Raw genomic sequence first — 17,353 nt, forward strand, 5'->3', positions numbered from 1 at the left:
GACAGAATATCGACACTTGATAAAGTTAAAGACTCAAAAAAAGCAAATCAGCTTTCCGAATTATTATTAACGTGGTCCAGAGATGGCCACGGTAATAAACAGAATTTGCTTGGTGACAATAGCCTTGTGGAACCACCTGATCCCATCCCGAACTCAGAAGTGAAACGCAAACGCGCCGATGGTAGTGTGGGGTCTCCCCATGTGAGAGTAGGTCATCGCCAAGCGCCTAATTTAGGTTAACGTGCAAACGTTAGACTAAAGGAGCGGTAGTTCAGTTGGTTAGAATACCGGCCTGTCACGCCGGGGGTCGCGGGTTCGAGTCCCGTCCGCTCCGCCAACATAAAGATGAAAGCCTCTACAGCAATGTAGAGGCTTTTTTCGTTATGCAATTTATTTCTATTGTCGCGGCTTCTTTTGCAAGGTTCTAGCCCACCCCGGCGTCGTGTTCATGAGTTCATCGTCTCTACCTGCATAGAATGAAAGTCTGTTTAAAGGTTGCAACTCATTCGTAGTAAATTTAAATCTCAGCCTACTTTTTTTGTCTAAGTTTGTCCTACTTTATTCATATTATATCTTTCTCGCACAGAATGGCGCTTGTGCGCGACTTGGCAGTATTGACCTGTGACACTGATCTCGGACAAATTAAACGGTATAATGCCTTATGTCTTTCATGAGTAACGAAAATGAATTGTCGTCTTGGGTGTGGTGCTTGCTGTATTGCGCCTTCAATTAGCAGCGGTATTCCAGGTATGCCAAATGGTAAGGCTGCGGGTGAGCGTTGTGTGCAGCTGAGTGATGCCAATTTATGTTTGATCTTCGGCTCGCCCGATCGTCCCGCAGTTTGCAGTGATTTCGATGCATCGGAAGATGTATGCGGTCATTCGAACGAAGAGGCGCTTTGGTTGATTACCCAACTCGAAGCTCAAACCTCTCATTAAGTTTATCGCTGACAGGTGAAATATGCAGTTAACTCGTTATACCGATTTTGGCGTTCGAACCTTGATGTATTTGGCGGTTCAGCCAGACAGAACCACTTTATTTAGAATTGCTGAAATTACTCAGGTATTTGATCTGTCTCCAAATCATGTCTCTAAGATAGTGCATCATTTAGGCAAGATGGGTTACCTAGAAACCATTCGCGGCAAGATGGGCGGTTTCCGTTTGGGTAAGCCTGCGAGTGAGATTAACTTAGGTCAGTTAGTTCGGGTGTTAGAAAACTCGTTAGCGCCGATTGATTGCAGTAAACCTTACTGCCGATTCACGCCTGCCTGTAAGTTGAAAGGCGTGTTAGCACAAGCAGTTGAAGCCTATTTGAATGTGCTTGATCAATATACCCTACTGGACATTGTGAGTAATCGTGATGAGTTACTTGCCTTGCTGCCTGACATGTCTATCTCAGTGTTACAGCTGGATTAGTTCCATTATTAGTTCCATTTTTGTGTGCAATGCCGATGGGGAGCAAGCTTGATGCAGGTACTAGATCAATCCCCTCGGTTTTTAGTCTTTGTAGATTGGCCTTTAAGAAGCGCATGGTTTCTGGATAAGGATGGGCAATCGCCACTAGGTTACCTTGAGTATGTGCCTGACTTATCATTAAGCTAAATTGTCTTTCGAGTGCTTTAGCACTGATGTCATTGTCTAGAAACAGTTGGCGTTTTAATAACGGCACGCCTAACTGATCCGCTGTCTCTCCCGCCTTTGTGAACTTTGTTGTCATACTATCGATAAAATACAGATGCTTTTGTTTGAGGGTTTCCATCACCCACAGCATAGGATCATCGAGTTGGGTCAGTAAGCTCCCCATGTGGTTATTGGCACCTTTAGCAAAAGGAACGCTGTTAATTGCATCGACAACACTGGCGCGAATTTGTACCTCAGTCATAGTATTGGTCAATCCCCCTAGCCCTAACGCCTTACCATTAAGCGCCTGCATAGGCAGATGCAGCATGATTTCGTGGCCCTTTTTATGGCCAGCATTTGCGAGTTCTTTGCCAAGAGGAGTATGAGGCAACACTGAGAGTGTCACTGTGCTGGGCAGTGCCAGCACGGCTTGATCGGTATGACGATAACCTATGTCATCAATAATGAGGGCAATCTGGGCAGCATGACTTTGAGAAATGCTTAGGGCCAATAGGGCCAAGGAATAAAGTAAGCGCACAGTTTCTTCTTATTAGTCATGATGCTGTATCCATGCAATGGCTGAGGTCACTTGATGATCTTGGGCCAGAGATGCATGGGCGGATAGGGCGTCGATTATAGCCAAATTACCCGCGCCGGAACCAGTTTCTGCGGCAATTTTTATGTCAGGGACGATTCCTATGTTGTGAATGTTTTCACCTCTGGGGGTATTGTACTGGGCAATGGTGAGTTTTATCGCGTTACCATCTTCTAAGATGGGGATCAGGCTTTGTACTGTGCCTTTGCCAAAACTGGTTTCACCTAACAGCTTAGCTCGACCATTTTCCTGCAGTGCGGCGGCGAGCACTTCGGATGCAGAGGCCGAGCCTTTGTTGATCAACACTAGCATGGGCACGTTAGTCAGCATGGTTTGTGGTGAGGCGTAGTAGTCGGAGTTGGCATCGAAGAAGCGGCCAGAGGTTGAGACTATTCGGCCTTTGGCGAGGAATAGGTCAGCAATTTTAACGGCTTGGTCGAGCAGGCCGCCGGGATTATTACGTAAATCTAAGATGAGCCCGGCGAGCGGTTTGTTTTGCCATTGGCTAAGTGAACGCACCATATCTTCGGTCGAGTTTTCTTGGAAGCTACTTAATCTGACATACCCAATATTGCCATCAAGCAATTGAGTGGTGACAGATTCGATAGTGATAGTGCTCGGCTTGAGTGACACCTCAAAGGTCGCATCGTCATTGCTGTGCTTAAGCACTAACTTAATGCTTTGATTGCTGAGGCTATGTTTTTTTATCTCGGCAAGGATATTGGCGAGGTTAGTCTCGGTCGCCAGTGTGTCGTTGAGCTTAACGATAATGTCGCCTGCGCGTATTCCGGCTTGTTCTGCAGGGGAATGGGCGAAGGGGGCGATGATGTTGATGTGGTCATTTTGGGTTGCGACTTCGAAGCCGAAACCAAAATATTCGCCGCGATTGGAGTCTTTGAGATCGAGTAATTCTTGGTGATTCAAAAAGCTAGAATAGGGATCTAAGTGCTCAAAAATACCTTTGATTGCCGCTTGCACTAACTCTTCTTTCGAAACGGTTTTTACGTAATAAGTTTCAACGGTTTCAAGTACATCTTGCAGTAAAGGATAGTCAAAATCACTGCGATAGGACTTAGCGTTCTCTTGACTAGAGAGGCTAATGGATAGGCCCAAAGTCAGGCCTAATCCAACGCAACTGATATAGCGGATCATGTGTTTCATAGCCGTCCCCTGTGATGAGGGGACCGTTATGATTAGCGACAGTATTTCGCTGGATCGACGGCTTGCCCCTTGTGCCTTATTTCAAAGTATAGGCCAGCCTCGCTCTGTCCACCCGAACGTCCGACTAAAGCTATCGCTTCGCCGCTTTTTACCATGTCGCCAGGGCTTTTTAATAGGGTTTGAGCATGGCCGTAAAGGCTCATATAACCTTTGCCATGATCGATAACCATCACTAAACCAAAACCACGTAACCAGTCGGCATAAATAACCTTACCACCTGAAACGGCTCGAATATTTTGCCCTTCTGGTGCGGATAACATAGTGCCTTTCCACACCACTTGGCCGGAACGTTGGCTGCCAAAGCTGGCACTGACGCGACCTTTCGTCGGCCATTTGAGTTTGCCACTTTGTTTACCAAAACCTTCCATCGAAGGATTGTCTTTCATGGCCCGCAGCGCTTGTTCGACCACACGCTTTAAGCTGGCCTCTTCAATTTGCAACTGCTCCAGCTCAGCGCCCTTAGAATTTAAGGTGCGTTGTAGCTCTTTGATGGTCAGTTGTCGCTGATCTTGCTCTTGGCTCAAACGTTTGGCTTGGACCTGTTGTTCGGCCACGAGTTTGGTTAATTGCTTTTGCTTACTCGTTTGCGACACCTTGATCTCATCTAGCTCGGTCAAGGTTTGCTTTAATTCGTTGATCGACTTCATCCGCGCTTTATTGAGGTATTGGTAATAGGCCAACATACGCTCGATAGTGGCAGGACTTTGCTGATTGAGCATCATCTTAGTGTAATCGTGATTACCGGCAAGATAGGCGCTCGACAGCTGTTTCGACAGTGTCTGTTGCTGACTCACTTTTAGCGTTTCTAACTCATCTTGACGTTGTTTCAGCTCGGTCAGTTTAGTGTCTATTTGCGCTAAGCTATTTTTGGTGCTGTTGACTTTTTTGGCCGCTGACGCAATCGCTTCTTCATCGCTTCGCAGCAATGACAGCAATTTATCTCTTTGTTTACTGGTGGTTTTTAACGCGCTTTGTTGTTGATTTATTTGCGATTGGATTGATTTCAACTCGGACTGACGCTTCTCCAAATCAGAAGCGTTGGCCGAGAAAGATAACATCATAAAGCCAGCAAGAATGCTGGCTTTAACAAGGAGTCGAGTGCTCACTAGGTAACGGTTACTCTTTAATGTGGATTAAGGGCTTGCCCGTCATCTCTGCTGGAATGGCTTCGCCAATCAAGGTCAAGATGGTCGGTGCGACATCGCTGAGTTTACCACCTTCATCTATGGTCGCATCGCGGCCCACAAAGACGAAAGGTACCAGTTCACTGGTGTGGGCTGTGTGCGCCTGACCTGTGGTTTCGTCCGTCATTTGCTCGGCGTTGCCGTGGTCGGCGGTAATAATGCATTCACCTCCTACCTTCGCCAGTGCATCCACTACACGGCCGATACAAGCGTCAACCGCTTCACAGGCTTTAACGGCGGCATCGAAATTACCCGTGTGGCCAACCATGTCGCCATTCGGATAGTTACAGATGATCACGTCGTACTTGGTCGATTCAATTGCCGCCACTAACTTGTCGGTCAGCTCGGCTGAACTCATCTCAGGCTGTAGATCGTAAGTCGCCACTTTAGGTGAGTTGATTAGGATGCGATCTTCACCTTCGAATGGCTCTTCTTTGCCGCCGTTGAAGAAGAAAGTCACATGGGCGTATTTCTCAGTTTCAGAGATTCGCAGTTGAGTGCGACCTTGTTTTTGCAGCACTTCACCTAAGGTATTCACCAAGTTTTCAGATGGATACGCGATAGGGGCTTTGATGTCGCCGGCGTACTCAGTCAGAGTGACAAAGTGCATTTTCGGCACTACAGCGCGTTCAAAACCATCGAAGTCTGGATTGATAAAGCTACGGGTGATTTGACGGGCACGGTCGGCACGGAAGTTCATAAATATCAGTGCATCGCCATCTTGCAAGGTGGCAACTTGGCCGTCTGCATCAGTAATCGCCGATGAAGAGACGAACTCGTCGTTCTCGTTACGCTCGTAAGCCGCTTCTAATGCAGTAACCGCATTGTCGTATTGGAATTTTGACTTACCTTGGGTGATCAAATCGTAGGCTTGCGAGACGCGATCCCAACGATTATCCCTGTCCATTGCAAAGTAACGACCAATAATCGAGGCGATACGGCCATGGCCTAATGTAGTAAACAGATCATCAAAATGGCTCAAGCTGCCCTTAGCGCTGCGCGGCGGTGTATCGCGGCCATCGAGGAAAGCGTGCAGATAAACCTTAGTTGCGCCACGGGCAACGGCCATACGGCACATCGCTTCGATATGCTCTTCATGGCTGTGAACACCACCGGCAGAAAGCAGACCCATAATGTGCACTGCGCCGCCGGCTTTAATGGCCGAGTCAACCGCATCACACAGGGCTGGATTTTGTTCAAACTCATGATCTGCAATGGCTTTACTGATGCGAGTGAGTTCTTGATATACCACACGGCCAGAGCCTAAGTTAATGTGGCCAACTTCAGAATTTCCCATCTGGCCATCAGGTAAGCCTACATCTAAGCCAGAACCTGAAATCAAACTATGGGGATATTGAGCGTTGAGACGGTCGAGTACCGGAGTATTGGCGTGGAAAATCGCATTGTTATGCGTGTTTTCACGGTAGCCCCAGCCATCGAGGATCAACAACGCGAGCGGACGTTTAGCTGTCGTCATAGTGATACCTTTAAGTTTTATAGAAGCGATAGAAATCTGAAATTGGTCAAATATTACTACGTTAGCGGGGTATGAAAAAGCGCTTTACCCCGATTAAGGTCATCGAATCACTAATTCGTCCGATTCTGTGAGTGGCTTGTAACAAGCACCTAGGCAATTGCGCTAAAAGTGCGATCTCGAACTGTGACTAAACTGCTGCAATCTGCCAAGGCAATCGGTATACTCTGTGCCCTTATCGAATTTTCGCCATTTATGCGGGCAATCATCATGCAAGAATATATCGAATTTTTTAAAGCTCACTCAATGTTAAGTCTGGCCTGGGTGGGATTATTTGTTGTGCTTGTCGCTAGTATCATCAAATCGAGCATGTCAAAAATCAAAAGTATTTCTCACCAAGAACTGACAATTATGGTGAACAGACAGGACGCTAAAGTCGTTGATGTGCGCTCTAATGACGAGTTCCGCAAGGGGCATATTGTTGATGCAATTAACGTTACGCTAGCAGATATTAAAAATAATCAGATATCTGCCCTTGAAAAGTTTAAAGCCAGTCCCATTATATTGGTATGCAATGCTGGCATGACCTCGTCTCAAGCCGCTCAGCTTTTAAGTCAACAAGGTTTCGAAAACCTGTATAACTTGAAAGGTGGTATGGGTGAATGGCAGGCAGCAAATATGCCTGTTTCAAAAAGCAAAAGATAAGTTGTCGGCGGCAGTTATGATTTAAGCTGCACCCTATCCTTTAGGCAGTGCAGCAATACAGTCATCATTGTTTGGCATACTGATCCTGCGGTCGCTAAGGGCTTAATGTAAGTTTTTAGACTGGTTCGATCGATACCCGAATATGGGTGCAAGTTGGGATGATACCGAGATCTGATACAGGCCTTGAGTAACACAAGCCCCGAGCCAATTTACGTTCAAAGATGAATTGGCTTTCAAATAATAATTGGCTTTCAACGAAAAGCCGATACAACATTGATAGGATAGGTAGGAAATTATGGCTGAAGTAGCAAACAACGAACAACAAGCCCCACAATTCAACATCCAACGTGTTTACACTAAAGATGTGTCTTTCGAAACGCCTAACAGCCCAGCTGTATTCCAAAAAGAATGGAACCCAGAAGTTAAGTTAGATTTAGACACGCGCAGCGCTAAATTAGCTGACGATGTGTATGAAGTTGTCCTGTCTTTAACGGTAACTGCACAAAACGGTGGCGATACCGCTTTCCTATGTGAAGTACAACAAGCCGGTATCTTCTCTATCACTGGTCTGACTGAGCCACAATTGGCCCATTCATTAGGTGCATACTGCCCTAACATCCTATTCCCATATGCTCGCGAAACCGTGGGTAGCTTAGTCGGTCGTGGTACTTTCCCACAACTGAACCTAGCACCAGTCAACTTCGACGCGCTGTTTGCCCAATACGTGCAACAACGTCAAGCTGCTGCGACTGCACCAGCTGCCGAAGAAGCTAACGCTTAATTACATGAAAAACTCTGCCGATATCACGGTATTAGGGGCGGGCTCTTATGGCACCGCCCTTGCCATTTCTTTAGCCAGCAACGGTCATAAGACCTTGTTATGGGGACACGATCCTGTCCACATGCAAACGCTCGCTCAAGACAAGTGCAACCAAGCATTTTTGCCTGGTATTGCGTTTCCTGATTGTTTACAGATCGAAGCCGATTTAGCCAAAGCCTTAGCTGCCAGTAACAATGTGTTAGTGGTAGTACCAAGCCATGTGTTTGGAACTGTGCTTGAGCAAGCTAAACCGTTACTCCGTAGCGATGCGCGCATCGTATGGGCAACGAAAGGGCTCGAGCCTGAAACCGGACGTTTGCTGCAAGATGTGGCCCGTGATGTGTTAGGTGAGCAATATCCGCTGGCGGTGTTATCTGGGCCGACCTTCGCGAAAGAATTAGCCATGGGTTTACCTACGGCCATTTCGGTTGCGGGTACTTGTCCTACGTTCACCAACGATCTCGTCGAGCTGTTACACAGCCCTAAACGTTTGCGGGTTTACGCCAACGACGACTTTACCGGACTGCAACTTGGCGGTGCGGTAAAGAACGTGATCGCGATTGGTGCGGGTATGTCTGACGGCATCGGCTTTGGTGCCAATGCCAGAACGGCCTTGATTACCCGTGGTTTAGTCGAGTTAACTCGTTTAGGCGAAGCCTTAGGGGCCAATGCGGCCACCTTTATGGGAATGGCGGGGTTAGGCGACTTAGTGTTGACCTGTACCGACAACCAATCCCGTAACCGTCGTTTCGGTTTAGCTTTAGGTAAAGGCTGTGATGTGATCACTGCACAGGCTGAAATCGGCCAAGTGGTTGAAGGTTATCGCAATACCAAAGAAGTGTTTACGCTTGCGAAACGCCTTGGGGTTGAAATGCCAATCACCGAGCAGATTTACCAAGTCTTGTACCAAGGTAAATCGCCCGTCGATGCTGCGAAAGAATTGCTCAGCAGAGAAAAGAAATCAGAAACGCCCGCGCAATAAACCGCGAGCCGTGATGATGCTGAATAAAGGAAAGGGTGCTAAAATAGCGCCCTTTTTTGTGCCTAGCGTTTGAGTGTATCTTTGCTCCGTTTAGCGGTTGCTGACTTGCTTGCTAAAGGTTCGCGAGTCAGCAAACTGCCCGTTGGCAGCCAATACCAATTAATTTATCTGTGTGGAGTAAGAGCGTGAAACATCATGATGTCATTATTATCGGAGCCGGCGCCGCGGGATTGATGTGTGCAGCGACCGCGGGTTACCGAGGCCGTGATGTACTCGTACTCGACAATGCCAAGCAAGCGGGGCGTAAAATCCTCATCAGCGGCGGCGGGCGTTGTAACTTCACCAACCTTAAAGTCGAGCCCGCTAACTTCCTCTGTGGTAATCCCCACTTTGTTAAGTCGGCACTCGCGCGTTATTCGTCGCAGCAGTTTATTGAGTTGGTCGAGCGCCACGGTATTGAATACCACGAACGCGATCATGGCCAATTGTTCTGCAATGACTCAGCTAAAGAGATAGTCACTATGCTATTGACTGAGTGTGAATGGGCGGGCGTGACCATTAAGCTGCGCACTGATATTCTGGCCGTTAAAAAGACAGAAGCAGGGCGCTTTGAGCTCAATACTTCTAACGGCGAACTGAGCTGTGACTCACTGGTTATCGCCACGGGCGGCTTATCCATGCCTAAGCTTGGCGCTACGCCTTACGGTTATCAACTGGCAGAGCAGTTTGGTCTCAAAGTATTACCCACTCACGCGGGTTTAGTACCTTTTACATGGCACAGTGAAGATAAAATTCGCTTCGAACCTTTGTCGGGCATAGCCGTGCCGAGCCGCATTACCGCCAAAGATGGCACTGCATTTAGCGAAGCGTTGCTATTCACTCACCGCGGCTTATCCGGCCCTGCAATTTTGCAAATTTCCAACTATTGGAAAGCGGGCGAAACCATAGAAATCGATCTCTTGCCGAATATGGATTTGGCGCAATTGCTAGAGCAACAGCTCACCGCGCATCCAAAACAAAGCCTGCGCAATACCCTCAGCCAATGGTTACCTAAACGTTTGGTCGAAGTGCTATTCGATGAAGCCCTGTTGAACAAAGCCTTAAATCAGCTAGTGCACGCTGAGCGCGCAAAATTAGTCGATGATATCCACCGTTGGACACTATTAATGAACGGCACTGAAGGCTACCGCACCGCAGAAGTGACCTTAGGTGGTATTGATAGTAATGAGTTGTCATCCAAAACCATGGAAGCCAGCAAAGTCGCAGGACTCTACTTTATTGGTGAAGTTATGGACGTAAGTGGTTGGTTAGGAGGGTTTAATTTTCAATGGGCCTGGGCATCTGGCGTGGCTGCAGGAAGGGCTGTTTAGCCCCTGTCGGCACAAAAGAGTGCTGCTAATCTTCCTATCAACTCTTAATGTAAAACGCTTGGCTCAGTGAGTTAGACCTGTCAATATCTTGCAATTTTGCGCTAGGTCCAGTTTATAATAAATCATCGACCATAGATTGATTTATAGAATATCTAATGAATTAACATTACAAAACTGGACCCTCTTTAGCTGCTTTAGCCTTATGGCAGAGTATCTAATAGTTCTTTAAACCACTCTCTATCCCTTACAAAATCCAAGTCCGTATCAGTGTTCAAATGGTTTTTATCAGGTAAGATTTTTGCCTTATAGCAGGCAAAGAGTTCCTCTTTACAATTTAAGTCATTATGCAGTAATGAGTATAGGCAAGCTAAGTTATAGTTTGGTTGATTGGTGACTGAGCGGGCTTGTTTGAGCTTAGATTTTGCATCTTCAAATAACTCTGTTTTTTGTTGTAGCTTCGCTAAGTCTAAAAGGGCACTCCCCCAGTTGTTAAGGGCTTCATGCATGTCAGGCTTAATCGCCAATGCGGCCTGATACTTTTCAAAACTTTGCTCAAATAATGCTGGCTCTTGTTGTAGTTTCGCTAAGTCTGAAAGGGCACTCCCCCAGTTGTTAAGGGCTTCATGCATGTCAGACTTAATCGCCAACGCGGCCTGATACTTTTTAACACTTTGCTCAAATAACTCCGGCTGTTGCGCTTGTTTAGCTTGCTCTACTAATTGATTCCCAAGCGCAATTTCTGCCCACGCAACGAACACCTTTTCTTCTTCGTTCAGCTCCGTCTCTTTGGCCAGAGCTATGAGATCATTGTACTTGCCTTTCATCAGGAGTAGTTCAAAGTTTGGTCTAGCTCTTTGCCCTCTCTCTTTTTGAGATTGTTTTAACATACTTCGAGTTGATGCCAGAATATCCAGTTCATTGTGCTGTTGGGTTGGAAAGTCAAGCACTGGCTGCAACTGGTCCAACAGGTGGCCATATGGATCTTCAAACGCCTTAGGAGGAAAACACTCCAACTCCTGAGCAAGTTCGATAAAAAATCGATCGGCATCTTCATAGTGCAAGTAGTGCGCAACATTATTGGGAGCAATAAGACTCTCACTAACATGCTCTGGAGCTTTTTCATTTCGACCAATCCAGAATAATCTTTTCTGACCAGTAAATTTCTCTTTTAAAAGCGGGAAAAATGCATCTGCATTGCCACTATAACCGATGAAAATACTTGGGGATTGACTCAGCGTGCTTGCAACAAACTGGCTAAGCTTCTCAGCATGGTGCTTAGTTTCTTCATCAGTATTTAGCTGAACAAAGCCATGACTTTGCCCATGCAAATGAACAATGGAGGGATCAATAATCAGATTCAATAAATCTAAGTTTGCCGATGTAAAGTCGTAAATAGATGGGTAAAGACCAAGCAGACCACAGCTTCTTGAAAGGATATTATCAAAGTTAAAGGTCAAGACTCTTTGGATATACCCCTTCTCCAACAGCAAGGCTTGCACAATATGAGCCCAATTAATGTTAGCCTTTTGAATATAATCTTTTAAAAGCTCTCGTCTGTCTTCTTTTGTCAGCGCAGCCATGCAGCGACCATAATTGCGTTTATCTGTATCGGAGAGCTCTTTTAGGTCAAGTGCATACTTTTCGTTAATTTCCTTTACCAGTTCAGAAGCCAGTGGAATGCCAGCACTCTTTGAACAACCAGCACCAGTAAACAGAACAAAGGGTTTATTTTCCCTCTTAGCTCGTCTTATATATTCGGCGAGGTCTTTAACACTGTAGCTACTCATCAACTATCCGTTAATTTTTAAGTTAGTGTTTTATAAATGTTTTTGAAATTAATTACAAGTCTAAACAATAATTCTGGGGGGCAGCAGCCTCATGAACTGAAATCAAGGGGGCATTAAGGGACGAAACGAACTAATTAAAAATGTAAAAGAGGCTCTTTATGCTTCTGCAGCATCCTACGAAAATACTTTATCTAATCAGCTAAGGCTCATATTGAGATTATCTAATCAAGCACTTTTGTCCCCAAATGAGTTAGTGAATCACGTTGTTCCAGATTGATTCACGCTAACCGCTAAAACCAGTCCTAGTCACCCGTTTGCTGCTATTCTGGAGAAGTTTTTTCCCTTAAGATGAATCAAATTTCTAGAGAGCTGATCCATAGTCAACTCGATTATCCCGCTGGCTCAATATTACAAATCTCTGATTATCAGTAAATTTATTGTGTCACCATTAATTAATCCTTACCCAATTGCCAGTTTGGTTTCTGCGTAGCGCAGTTTTTTCACCCTTGGATTCGCGAGGAAATAGGCGAGCATGAGTGGGCCGAGGCGACCCATGAACATCATAAAGATGATGATGGCTTGGCCTAGGCTAGTTAAGTTACCTGTTAAACCTCGGGATAAACCGACTGTACCCAGTGCGGATATGGCCTCGAAGACGATATCGATTAACGGCGCTTTCTCGCTTAATACCAATATGAAAATGGCCAGCCAAGATACGACCAGAGAGATAATGGTCAGTGCTAAGGCTTTGCTGACGGTATCTTTGGGGATTTCCCGTTTAAACACATAGATGGCTTCGTCGCGGCGTAAATAACCATAAGTGGCCAAAATCAGTACCATAAAGGTGACGACTTTAATGCCGCTGGCGGTACTTAATGAGCCGCCGCCGATAAACATCAGCACGAGTATGAGCAAGGTGCTGGCGTCTTCGAGTTGGTCAATCGCTAGGGTATTAAAACCTGCGGTGCGCGGTGTAACGGCTTGAAACCATGAGGCTAACCATTTGCCGAGTTCGCTTAAGGGCGCCAAGGTGTTGGGGTTGTTGTACTCAATAAAGTAAATTGCAATCACGGCGACCGCGTTGATGATAATAGTGCCGGTGATCATCATGCGGCTGTAAACGCTGAGTTTTGACCAACGTTTGTTCCTACGAAGATCTATCCACACCGAAAATCCTAAACCACCAATGATAAATAAACCTGTGATGGTTAGGTTGATCACGGGATCGGCCACATAGGGCATTAGGCTGTCGGCACTGAGGGCAAAACCTGCGTTGTTAAAGGCGCTAATCGTATAGAAAAAACCGTGGAATAAGCTGGTTTGCCAGCCGAGTTCATGGCTCCAATGTACTGATAAAATCAGCATGCCTACGGTTTCAACCAACAGCGAAAACACAAATACGGCTTTGGCGGTTGAGACTAATGTCGATGTATCGGTTTGATTAAACGCCTCTTTTGCGACGGTTTGCTGCAAGAAGCCAATCTTACCGCCAAGGGCGATAAGGGTGACAATCGCAAAGGTCATCAAGCCTAAACCCCCGCATTGAATTAACAGCGCGATTATCACTTGGCCAAAGGGCGTGAACACACTTCCAGTATCGACGACCACAAGCCCTGTTACTGTCACCGCCGAGGTGACGGTAAACAGGCTTTGCAGCCAAGTAATGGGCGACACAGTGGCGATGGGCAGTTTAAGTAAACATGTGCCGACGAGGATTAACAGAGCAAAGCTTGCACTTAAGATAAAGGGCGGCGCGCCAAAGAGTTTTTTGCCGGTTTTAGGAGTGTGCTCTAGGGTGAGCGAAGGATGCCATTGAACCACCTTACACCAACCTTGGCGCGAGCTGTTTTAACTCGGCACGGCTACCGCAAAGGAATAGGGCATCTTCTGTGTGCAAGGTAAAATCGCTATCAATCTTGCTAAATACACTTTGCTCTCGTTTGACCATTAACGGCGCGACTTTGCCCTTAGGGCTGCGTTGCACGTTGATTTGCTCATCAGTGTTTTTCTCTTGCAAGCTCCCCAGCAGTTGGCCAACAGTGGCTTGATGCAAATGGGCTTTAATATGGATTTCAACAATATAGAGCCCATCGCCGATGGCGAGAAAGTTATTCACCATGGGATAGTTTAGCGACTGGGCGACGCGGACCCCCATATCTTCTTCAGGGTGGATAATCCGAGTAACATCGAGTTTAGACAATATGGTGTGGTGCGCCTTATTACTGGCTTTAACCCAAATATTTTGCACGCCGAGATTTTTCAGTGCCAGTGTGCACAGCAGGCTCGATTGCATATCAAAACCGATAGCGACAATCACAACTTCGCTACTGGCAAGATCGAGTTCCCTTAGCGACGCCTCATCTGCGCAATCGCAAATTACGGCTTCGGTAAGAACTTCTACATATTTTTCAACAGCTTTATGGTCATTATCGACACCAGTGACCGTATGACCTAAGTGGATCAGTTCTCGGCTAACAGCGACGCCGAAGCGGCCTAATCCGATGACAGTAAAATGTGCCATACAAACATCCTTTTACGATTTTTTTGAAAGTGTGGTTGATGATAAAAACGTTATTTTTGACTCATGTCAGTCAAGCGATAACCGAGTCCCGCTTCTGTCTTGATCAGCTGTTGCTCTGTGCTGTCGTTAAGCTTTTTGCGTAACTGACTGACCAAGATCCGCAGATAATGATTGTCATCGGTATGGGTTTCGCCCCAAATATCCCGCAGCAATTCAGTTTGTTTTACTAACTGGCCGGGGTGAGACATTAAGGTCTCAATCAGGGCGAATTCCTTTTTAGTTAAGGCGATTTCTTGCTGGTCGAGCCAAAGCTGGTGGGTACTTTTTTGCAGCTTAAGTGCGCCAAATTGCAGCACATCACTCAAGGCGGGTTCGTCCACTAAGTCGCGGACTAATACCTTAATGCGCGCGATTAACTCCCTGATCCCAAATGGCTTGCTGAGATAATCATTGGCGCCCGCTTCCAATAGGCGGATTTTCTCTTCCTCTTGATCGCGGGCGGTTAAGATAAGCACGGGCACTTTGTCATGCTGCCGTAGGGTTTGCAGCAAGCAGATGCCATCGCCGTCGGGTAAGCCAAGGTCGAGCACTAACACGTGTGGCCGCTGTGCTTGATATTGGGCGAGGGCAGAGGCAATCGAGGCGGCGCCATGATATTCAAAGCCTTCCGCTTCTAACGATATCCGCATAAAAGTGTGAATTTGCACTTCATCATCGACAACCAGCACCTTGTAAGCCATTTATTGCTCCCCCTTTTTAATCGGCAAAGCAATACGAATAAGACTGCCCTTAGCCACAGGTTCGGCGCTGATCTGGCCGCCATGGGCGGTAATTATGCCCTTAGCAACGGCAAGCCCAAGGCCTGCGCCGCCATCAGTGGAGGGATGCTGGCGATAAAAAAGTTCAAAAATAGCCTGCGCCTCTGCGGCGGCGATGCCTACGCCCTCATCTTGAATATCTAACCGCAGCATATCGCCCTGCTGGTAAGCTTTTACTGTGACGGGTTTATCTAAGGGCGAATAGCGCAGCGCATTATCCAGCACATTAAAAATGGCCTGTTCAATCAAAGAGCTGCTGATCATCAGTGGCGGCAGTTCGGCCTCGCTGTCGATAACAATTCGTGGCTGCGCGGCGGGAAAGCGGCCGATAGCTTGATGCAATACATTCATCATGGCGTCTTCACTCAGGCTGAACTTGAGTGCGCCGTGTTGTAACTTAGTGGCCTGTAACAGGTTTTCGATATATTGATGCAGACGATGGCTCTCGGCAGCCGCGCTATCAATCAGCTCAGTCTTTTGCGACGCACTGAGCTTAGGCATGTATTCCTTCAGGGTCGTCAGGGTGCCTATGATGGTCGAGAGCGGGGTGCGTAAGTCATGGGAAACCGACAATAAGATGCTGTTGCGTAACTGAGCCTGTTCGAGTGCTGCTTGTTGGCGGCGATAAAGTTCGGCTAATTTGCTGGTGGTCAGGGCGACAAGTAAAAACACAGTTAGATTGAGAATGTCCTCAAGATTGAACATCTGTAGCGAATAGCGCGGGGTGGTAAACAGAAAATTAAAGCTAGTCGCCTCAAACACAGCTGCAAAATAGGCAAAGTTAGCGTTGCATTGCAGGGCCACAGCGACCACGGCCAATTGTAAGATCAGCAGCACGGCTATGGTGGAACCAGCAAAATAATCGATAAAAGCACTGCTAAAAATCGCGATAACTAGCACTGTGCCGGTAAAAAATGTTGGGTGCGAACGCCAGTATTGAGTCATGGGAGCCGCTATGGATGAAGTCATGGATAGAAAGACGCATATAAAGAAAGTGTCTGTACTCTAGCAAAGCCATTTTAAGATAGCGCGTAAAAAATCCGTAAAATTTATAGCCCTGTGAGTGGCTTAGCGTGCAGTTTGCTCGGGCTGTTCTCGCGCACTCATATCAAGCTGCGAGCTAATAATCAGGCTTACCCCATAGACTCATGGGGTAAGCCATTCTAGGCGTGGGCCGTTATCGGATTGATGCTAATGGGCTAGCTATCAAGTATTTGCCCATCTATTTATCTGCCTAAAGATCACCAAGGTATCGGCGGTGGCACTAAGCGCTTACCGTCATAGCCTGGCACAGTATCAAAGCGTGGAGATCTGGCTTCCCAATCCGCTTGAGCCTTAGCGATTTCGTCTTTGCTGTGGCCAACAAAGTTCCACCAAATACTGACAGGGTCGGCCAGTGGTGCGCCGCCAATCAACAGTATGCGGCAACCCGCGTCGAGTTCGACCGTGACGCTTTCGCGTAACATCCCCAGATAGGCGAGATCGTTGTTGTTGAAGCTTTGGTCATCGATACGGAAAAAGCCTTCGAGTGGCATGAGGGCATATTCAAAACTCGGGTCGAGAGTCAGGGTGAGCTCAGTGTTTTCGGCGGCAAACAAATCCATCGCCACAATCGGCGAGAAGTGCAATGTGGGCGCCTGTTGATGCTGCCAACTGCCGATTAGGAGTGTGAAATCAACGCCCGCATCGTGCCACGTGGGGAGTTCGGGATAGTGATCGAATCTCGGCGCTGTATCTTTATGCTCAAGCGGCAGGGCAATCCACAGCTGCGCCGCGTGCATAGTGCTATGGCCAGCGACGGATTCTTCGGTGTGGGCGATACCGTGTCCGGCGGTCATCAAGTTAACTTGTTTAGGGCGGATCACTTGGGCGCTGCCGAGACTGTCCTTGTGCATGATTTCGCCTTCGAGCATCCAAGTAAAAGTTTGCAGCCCAATGTGCGGATGCTGGCCAACGTTTAGCTCAGGGCCGTCGGTGACTGGGCCAATATGGTCGAGGAAACACCAAGGGCCGATAAGACGACGCTCTTTTTGTGGGATCGCCCGTGCGACGGGAATGCCGCCGACATCACTGATTTTGGGGGAAATTCGTTGAACTTGAATGCGGCCATTTTCAATAGGGCATTCCTTAGGGCCACCATAAAACTGTGCTTGAACTTCACTCATGTTCGCTCCTTATTCCTTTGCGAGGACACACTTAGTTAGTGTTAGTCTGGCATGCTGAACTGGTTTCAGATCCCACCTTGCATTCGAGCCG

16 protein-coding genes, 1 tRNA gene and 1 rRNA gene are annotated in these 17,353 nt (G+C 47.2%); 8 read left to right on the top strand and 10 right to left on the bottom strand.

Features of this window, described 5'->3' with window-relative positions; all coding sequences use genetic code 11:
• Positions 1 to 108 precede the first annotated feature (108 nt).
• The 4 genes from rrf to Q4Q57_RS08035 all read left to right on the top strand — a co-directional run bounded on the left by rrf (position 109) and on the right by Q4Q57_RS08035 (position 1,416).
• Positions 109 to 224: ribosomal RNA gene (gene rrf, locus Q4Q57_RS08020) — 5S ribosomal RNA — on the top strand.
• Between the two features lie 36 nt (positions 225 to 260).
• Positions 261 to 337 (top strand) — tRNA-Asp (locus Q4Q57_RS08025).
• 346 nt (positions 338 to 683) lie between these two features.
• Positions 684 to 938: a YkgJ family cysteine cluster protein gene (locus Q4Q57_RS08030; protein WP_006083785.1), complete on the top strand. Its 255-nt coding sequence runs from the start codon at positions 684 to 686 to the stop codon at positions 936 to 938.
• Between the two features lie 22 nt (positions 939 to 960).
• Positions 961 to 1,416 carry an Rrf2 family transcriptional regulator gene (locus tag Q4Q57_RS08035; RefSeq protein WP_006083784.1) on the top strand — a complete coding sequence of 152 codons (456 nt, stop codon included), beginning with the start codon at positions 961 to 963 and terminating at the stop codon, positions 1,414 to 1,416.
• Here the strand turns inward: Q4Q57_RS08035 and Q4Q57_RS08040 are convergent.
• Genes Q4Q57_RS08040 through gpmM form a run of 4 tightly spaced genes read right to left on the bottom strand, consistent with a single transcriptional unit; the run spans position 1,391 to position 6,097 of the window.
• A complete protein-coding gene (locus Q4Q57_RS08040; protein WP_311890501.1) occupies positions 1,391 to 2,158 on the bottom strand; it encodes a divergent polysaccharide deacetylase family protein in 768 nt (255 codons plus the stop codon). The two genes, Q4Q57_RS08035 and Q4Q57_RS08040, sit on opposite strands and share 26 nt — an antisense overlap.
• 12 nt (positions 2,159 to 2,170) lie before the next feature.
• A complete protein-coding gene (locus tag Q4Q57_RS08045; protein WP_011848272.1) occupies positions 2,171 to 3,376 on the bottom strand; it encodes a S41 family peptidase in 1,206 nt (401 codons plus the stop codon).
• 32 nt (positions 3,377 to 3,408) lie between these two features.
• Positions 3,409 to 4,542 carry a peptidoglycan DD-metalloendopeptidase family protein gene (locus tag Q4Q57_RS08050; RefSeq protein WP_311890502.1) on the bottom strand — a complete coding sequence of 378 codons (1,134 nt, stop codon included), beginning with the start codon at positions 4,540 to 4,542 and terminating at the stop codon, positions 3,409 to 3,411.
• 10 nt (positions 4,543 to 4,552) lie between these two features.
• A complete protein-coding gene (gpmM, locus tag Q4Q57_RS08055) occupies positions 4,553 to 6,097 on the bottom strand; it encodes a 2,3-bisphosphoglycerate-independent phosphoglycerate mutase (RefSeq protein WP_259528823.1) in 1,545 nt (514 codons plus the stop codon).
• 267 nt (positions 6,098 to 6,364) lie between these two features.
• On the opposite strand from gpmM, the gene Q4Q57_RS08060 reads away from it, so the two are divergent.
• The 4 genes from Q4Q57_RS08060 to Q4Q57_RS08075 all read left to right on the top strand — a co-directional run bounded on the left by Q4Q57_RS08060 (position 6,365) and on the right by Q4Q57_RS08075 (position 9,971).
• Entirely contained in the window at positions 6,365 to 6,799 is a 435-nt protein-coding gene (locus Q4Q57_RS08060) for a rhodanese-like domain-containing protein (protein ID WP_006083779.1), read from the top strand.
• A gap of 295 nt (positions 6,800 to 7,094) precedes the next feature.
• The gene (gene secB / locus Q4Q57_RS08065; RefSeq protein WP_006083777.1) at positions 7,095 to 7,580 is read left to right on the top strand and encodes a protein-export chaperone SecB; all 486 of its coding nucleotides are present in this window, start codon (positions 7,095 to 7,097) and stop codon (positions 7,578 to 7,580) included.
• A 4-nt stretch (positions 7,581 to 7,584) separates the two neighbouring features.
• A complete protein-coding gene (gene gpsA / locus Q4Q57_RS08070) occupies positions 7,585 to 8,601 on the top strand; it encodes an NAD(P)H-dependent glycerol-3-phosphate dehydrogenase (RefSeq protein WP_006084809.1) in 1,017 nt (338 codons plus the stop codon).
• 185 nt (positions 8,602 to 8,786) lie between these two features.
• Positions 8,787 to 9,971, top strand: coding sequence for an NAD(P)/FAD-dependent oxidoreductase (locus Q4Q57_RS08075; protein WP_311890503.1), 1,185 nt, complete (start codon positions 8,787 to 8,789; stop codon positions 9,969 to 9,971).
• Positions 9,972 to 10,171: 200 nt separating this feature from the next.
• Here the strand turns inward: Q4Q57_RS08075 and Q4Q57_RS08080 are convergent, their stop codons facing one another.
• The 6 genes from Q4Q57_RS08080 to Q4Q57_RS08105 all read right to left on the bottom strand — a co-directional run bounded on the left by Q4Q57_RS08080 (position 10,172) and on the right by Q4Q57_RS08105 (position 17,262).
• Complete coding sequence (locus tag Q4Q57_RS08080; RefSeq protein ID WP_311890504.1) at positions 10,172 to 11,758, bottom strand: SIR2 family protein; 1,587 nt, start codon at positions 11,756 to 11,758, stop codon at positions 10,172 to 10,174.
• Positions 11,759 to 12,217: 459 nt separating this feature from the next.
• Entirely contained in the window at positions 12,218 to 13,579 is a 1,362-nt protein-coding gene (locus Q4Q57_RS08085) for a TrkH family potassium uptake protein (RefSeq protein WP_311890505.1), read from the bottom strand.
• A 1-nt stretch (position 13,580) separates the two neighbouring features.
• Positions 13,581 to 14,279, bottom strand: coding sequence for a potassium channel family protein (locus Q4Q57_RS08090; protein WP_126490862.1), 699 nt, complete (start codon positions 14,277 to 14,279; stop codon positions 13,581 to 13,583).
• 50 nt (positions 14,280 to 14,329) lie between these two features.
• A complete protein-coding gene (locus Q4Q57_RS08095; RefSeq protein ID WP_311890506.1) occupies positions 14,330 to 15,019 on the bottom strand; it encodes a response regulator transcription factor in 690 nt (229 codons plus the stop codon).
• Positions 15,020 to 16,066 (bottom strand): ATP-binding protein, encoded by a 1,047-nt coding sequence (locus tag Q4Q57_RS08100; RefSeq protein ID WP_012196484.1) that lies wholly within the window; start codon positions 16,064 to 16,066, stop codon positions 15,020 to 15,022. It lies immediately after the preceding gene.
• A 272-nt stretch (positions 16,067 to 16,338) separates the two neighbouring features.
• Positions 16,339 to 17,262, bottom strand: coding sequence for a pirin family protein (locus Q4Q57_RS08105; RefSeq protein WP_311890507.1), 924 nt, complete (start codon positions 17,260 to 17,262; stop codon positions 16,339 to 16,341).
• Positions 17,263 to 17,353: the final 91 nt, after the last annotated feature.

The organism is Shewanella sp. SP2S2-6 (assembly GCF_031931965.1).
GTDB classification, from domain to species: Bacteria; Pseudomonadota; Gammaproteobacteria; order Enterobacterales; family Shewanellaceae; genus Shewanella; species Shewanella baltica.

What these genes read in the sequence shown, in the direction of transcription:
- Q4Q57_RS08095 (WP_311890506.1), bottom strand. Translation starts at nt 15,019, where the DNA reads ATGGCTTACAAGGTGCTGGTTGTCGATGATGAAGTGCAAATTCACACT.
- Q4Q57_RS08080 (WP_311890504.1), bottom strand. Translation starts at nt 11,758, where the DNA reads ATGAGTAGCTACAGTGTTAAAGACCTCGCCGAATATATAAGACGAGCT.
- Q4Q57_RS08105 (WP_311890507.1), bottom strand. Translation starts at nt 17,262, where the DNA reads ATGAGTGAAGTTCAAGCACAGTTTTATGGTGGCCCTAAGGAATGCCCT.
- secB (WP_006083777.1), top strand. Translation starts at nt 7,095, where the DNA reads ATGGCTGAAGTAGCAAACAACGAACAACAAGCCCCACAATTCAACATC.
- Q4Q57_RS08060 (WP_006083779.1), top strand. Translation starts at nt 6,365, where the DNA reads ATGCAAGAATATATCGAATTTTTTAAAGCTCACTCAATGTTAAGTCTG.
- Q4Q57_RS08045 (WP_011848272.1), bottom strand. Translation starts at nt 3,376, where the DNA reads ATGAAACACATGATCCGCTATATCAGTTGCGTTGGATTAGGCCTGACT.
- gpsA (WP_006084809.1), top strand. Translation starts at nt 7,585, where the DNA reads ATGAAAAACTCTGCCGATATCACGGTATTAGGGGCGGGCTCTTATGGC.
- Q4Q57_RS08100 (WP_012196484.1), bottom strand. Translation starts at nt 16,066, where the DNA reads ATGACTTCATCCATAGCGGCTCCCATGACTCAATACTGGCGTTCGCAC.
- Q4Q57_RS08090 (WP_126490862.1), bottom strand. Translation starts at nt 14,279, where the DNA reads ATGGCACATTTTACTGTCATCGGATTAGGCCGCTTCGGCGTCGCTGTT.
- Q4Q57_RS08030 (WP_006083785.1), top strand. Translation starts at nt 684, where the DNA reads ATGAATTGTCGTCTTGGGTGTGGTGCTTGCTGTATTGCGCCTTCAATT.
- Q4Q57_RS08035 (WP_006083784.1), top strand. Translation starts at nt 961, where the DNA reads ATGCAGTTAACTCGTTATACCGATTTTGGCGTTCGAACCTTGATGTAT.
- gpmM (WP_259528823.1), bottom strand. Translation starts at nt 6,097, where the DNA reads ATGACGACAGCTAAACGTCCGCTCGCGTTGTTGATCCTCGATGGCTGG.